The 4,046-nt window shown below is 73.0% G+C and carries 2 protein-coding genes and 1 pseudogene; 1 reads left to right on the top strand and 2 read right to left on the bottom strand.

Features of this window, described 5'->3' with window-relative positions:
• Positions 1–58 precede the first annotated feature (58 nt).
• Positions 59–3,346 (top strand): S41 family peptidase, encoded by a 3,288-nt coding sequence (locus AOK15_RS12970; protein ID WP_055516081.1) that lies wholly within the window; start codon positions 59–61, stop codon positions 3,344–3,346.
• A 91-nt stretch (positions 3,347–3,437) separates the two neighbouring features.
• On the opposite strand, the gene AOK15_RS12965 is transcribed toward AOK15_RS12970, so the two are convergent.
• Positions 3,438–3,677, bottom strand: coding sequence for a hypothetical protein (locus AOK15_RS12965; protein WP_055516079.1), 240 nt, complete (start codon positions 3,675–3,677; stop codon positions 3,438–3,440).
• 81 nt (positions 3,678–3,758) lie between these two features.
• Positions 3,759–4,046, bottom strand: a pseudogene (locus AOK15_RS12960) (short-chain dehydrogenase); the annotation flags it as partial.

Raw genomic sequence — 4,046 nt, 5'->3', positions numbered from 1 at the left:
CCCCCGAACGCCCCGCGCACAAGTTGCCGCGCCCTCCGACCCGGCAAAGCATGGGGAGGTGAGCGACTCATACGAGACCGGAAGCGACCGGGGCACCCCCGGGTACCTGCGCTTTCCCCACATCGGCGGCGACCGCGTCTGCTTCGTCGCCGAGGACGACCTGTGGCTGGCCCCGCTCGACGGCTCCGACCGCGCCTGGCGCCTGACCGTCGACCGTACGAAGGCCGCCACCCCGCGCTTCTCGCCCGACGGCCGCCACATCGCCTACACGAGCTGGCGCAGCATCGTCCCGGAGATCCATCTGGCGCCGGTGGACGGCGGTGGGCCCGCCCGCCGCCTCACCCACTGGGGCAGCCCCGACACCGAGGTCTGCGGCTGGACGCCCCCCGACGAGGAGGGCCGCTCCGAGATCCTGGCCGTCGCCTCGCACGGCGAGCCCTTCTCCTACTACACCTGGGCGTACAAGGTCCGGCCCGACGGCGACCCCGGCCGCAAACTGCCCTGGGGGCCCGTCTCCGCCCTCCAGGTCGCCGAGATCGACGGCGAGCGCCGCACACTGCTGCTCACCGGCACGCCCCCGCACGAACCTGCCTCGTGGAAGCGCTACCGCGGCGGCGCCACGGGCCGCCTCTGGCTGCACGGCGAGCGGCTGCTGCCCGACCTCGAAGGGCATCTGCACTCCCCCATGTTCGTCGGCGGTCGCATCGCCTTCCTCTCCGACCACGAGGGCGTCGGCAACCTCTACTCCTGCGCGTACGACGGCTCCGACGTGCGCCGCCACACCGACCACGACGCCTTCTACGCCCGGCACGCGGCGAGCGACGGCAGCCGGGTGGTGTACCAGTGCGCGGGCGACCTGTGGATCGTCGACGACCTCGCGCCCGACGCGGTGCCCCGCCGGCTCGACATCCGCCTCAACGGATCGCTCACCGGGCGGCGGCCGTACCAGGTGCCGGCCGCGCAGCACGTCGACGGCCTCTCCGTCGACGAGACGGGCAGGGCCAGCGCCGTCGTCGTCCGCGGCAGCCTGTACTGGCTGACCCACCGCGACGGGCCCGCGCGGACCATCACCGACACTCCCGGCGTCCGCGTCCGGCTGCCCGAGATGCTCGGCTCCGGCGGCCAGGTCGCGTACGTGACGGACGCCGACGGCGAGGACGCCGTCGAGATCGCCTACCTCCCCCGCGCCACCGGTGACCGCGAGCCCCGCCGTCTGGCGTCCGGCGCGGTCGGCCGTGTCCTGGAGATGGTCGCGGACCCGGCAGGCGAGCGTCTCGCCCTCGCCGCGCACGACGGCCGGCTGCTGCTGCTCGACGCCACGGAGGAGTCCAACGGTGAGGTCACCGAGGTCATCACGTCCCTCAACGGGCCCGTCCGCGACCTCGCGTTCTCCCCCGACGGCAGCTGGCTGGCCTGGTCCCATCCGGGCATCGGCCGCAGTCTGCGCCAGATCAAGATGGCCCGTCTGAAGGACCGGCTGATCGTCGACGTCACAAGTGGCCGCTTCGAGGACGAGAACCCGGTGTTCACCGGCGACGGCCGCTATCTGGCCTTCCTGTCCTGGCGCGGCTTCGACCCGGTCTACGACGTCCACACCGGCGACCTGTCCTTCCCCCTCGGCTGCCGCCCCTATCTGGTCCCGCTCTCCTCCGCCACGCCCTCACCGTTCGCCCTCAACCCCGACGGCCGCCCGGTGGCCGGGGGCATGGACCCCGGCGAGGACGAGGACGCCGGCGGGACGGTCACCGTGGAGGTCGAGGGCCTGGAGAACCGGGTCACGCCCTTCCCCGTCACCGCCTCCAAGTACTCGGCGCTGTGCCCGGTGAACGGCGGCGGTCTGGTCTGGCTGCGCTGGCCGATCTCCGGCGCCCTCGGCGAGACCTTCGCCAACCCCGACGACATGAGCGGGCGCCCGACCCTGGAGTACTTCAACATCAGCAAGGCGAAGAAGTCCGAACTCGTCTCCCACCTCGACTGGTTCGCGATCAGCGGCGACGGCACCCGTCTCGTGGTCGTCGACGAGGGCGACCTGCGGGCCGTGCCCTCCACCGAGTCCGGCGACAGCGACAGCACCGTCTGGATCGACCTGCGGCGCATCATGCACGAGGTCGACCCGGCCGCCGAGTGGCGCCAGTCGTACGCCGAGGCGGGCCGGCTGATCCGCGCCTACTTCTGGGACCCGGGCATGAGCGGCATCGACTGGGACGGGGTCCTCGACCAGTACCGGCCCCTCGTCGAACGGGTCGCCTCCCCGGACGAGTTCGCCGACCTCCTGCGCGAGGTCCTCGGCGAACTGGGCACCTCCCACGCGTATGTGTCCGCCGCCCGCCGCAACGAGGGCCCGCCCCACTACCAGCGCCGCCAGGGCCTCCTCGGCGCCAACTTCGTGCGCCGGGACGACGGCTGGCAGGTCCGCCGGGTCCTGCCCGGCGACTCCTCGGACTCCAAGGCCCGCTCCCCGCTCGCCGGTACGGGCATCCGCGAGGGCGCCGTCCTGACCCATGTCGACGGCCGCCCGGTCGACGCGACGACGGGCCCGTTCCCCCTGCTGGCGGGCGCGGGCGGCACGACGGTGGAACTGACGTTCACCCCGGCGGCCGGCGAGGGCCGCGCGCGCCGGGTGGCCGTGGTCCCCCTGCTCGACGAGCGCCCCCTGCGCTACCAGGACTGGGTCGCCAAACGCCGCGAGGTCGTCCATGAACTCAGCGGCGGCCACTGCGGCTACCTCCACATCCCCGACATGGGCGGGTCCGGCTGGGCCCAGTTCAACCGCGACCTGCGCATGGAGGTCTCCCGGCCGGCCCTGATCGTGGACGTGCGCGGCAACGCGGGCGGCCACATCAGCGAACTCGTGGTGGAGAAGCTCACCCGAAGGATCCTCGGCTGGGACCTCACCCGGGGCGCGCAGCCGGTGTCGTACGCCTCCACCGCGCCGCGCGGGCCGGTGGTCGCGCTGGCCGACGAGGCGACCTCGTCCGACGGCGACATGATCACGGCGGCCTTCAAGCTCCTCGGACTCGGCCCGGTGGTGGGCCTGCGCACCTGGGGCGGCGTCGTCGGCATGACCGGCCGCCACCAGCTCGGCGACGGCACCGTCATCACGGTCCCCATGAACGCCGCCTGGTTCGACGCGTACGGCTGGTCCATCGAGAACCGGGGCGTCCTGCCCGACGTCGAGGTCCACCGCACCCCCCTCGACTGGGCCGAGGGCCGCAACTCCCAACTCGACGCCGCGGTCACCCTCGCCCTGGACCTCCTCAAGACCCACCCCGCCGCGAACCCCCCGGACTACGGCAACGTGCCGGACAGGTCCCGCCCGAAGCTGCCGGCGAGGACCGGCCGCTGAGGAGCTGCCGGCGAGGACCGGAGGCGGACACGAGAACGGGGCGCCCTCGGTGAAGAGGGCGCCCCGCTCAGGATCTCAGCGGACACTCGACTCAGATGTCGTAGTCCTGCTGGAACCGGTCCTCGGCGTCACGCAGGTCGCGATCGCGCTCGCGCTCGCCCTGCGGCTGCCGGCCGCGCTGCCCAGGCTGCTGCTGAGCCCGCTCACGCTCCTGACGCGCACGCTCCTCGGGGGACAGCCGCTCCGACTCCTGCGGAGCCCGCCCGGCCTTCTGCCGCGCCTGGTGCTTGAGCTGCTCGGTCTTCTCCTGGAACTGGTCCTTCATGCCCATGTGGTTTCACTCCCAATGTGGGTGAGGGGATCGGGCCTCGACCAGACAAACACGGGCGGACATTCAACGCATTTCGATCACTCACTCACGGTCACCGACCACCCGGCGCTCCCGCTCGTCGGCGGCACCGCCCGCCCCCACTAGCCCGGTCGGCACCCCCTGCAACCGCCCCTCGAACCGCCGCACCTCACGCGGCCCGAAAGCCCCGATCAGGCCCGGCAGATACCCCCGCACGCCCTGCATGCCCCGCAGCCACCACTGCCCGTAGACATGCCCGGACCGCCGTTCGATCCCGGCCACGATCCGGTCCACGGCCGGGCCCAGCGGATACGTCTTGCCGGCCGGCCACGGCAGCCGCTGCCGCAACTC

Source organism: Streptomyces ossamyceticus, assembly GCF_001418475.1.
In the GTDB taxonomy this organism is placed as follows: domain Bacteria; phylum Actinomycetota; class Actinomycetes; order Streptomycetales; family Streptomycetaceae; genus Streptomyces; species Streptomyces ossamyceticus.
The sequence above is the reverse complement of the archived record's forward strand: the minus strand, read 5'-3'. Positions and strand labels throughout refer to the sequence as shown.

Bases quoted from the DNA above. Each gene is read 5' to 3' on its own strand.
- AOK15_RS12965 (WP_055516079.1), bottom strand. From the start codon at position 3,677: ATGGGCATGAAGGACCAGTTCCAGGAGAAGACCGAGCAGCTCAAGCAC.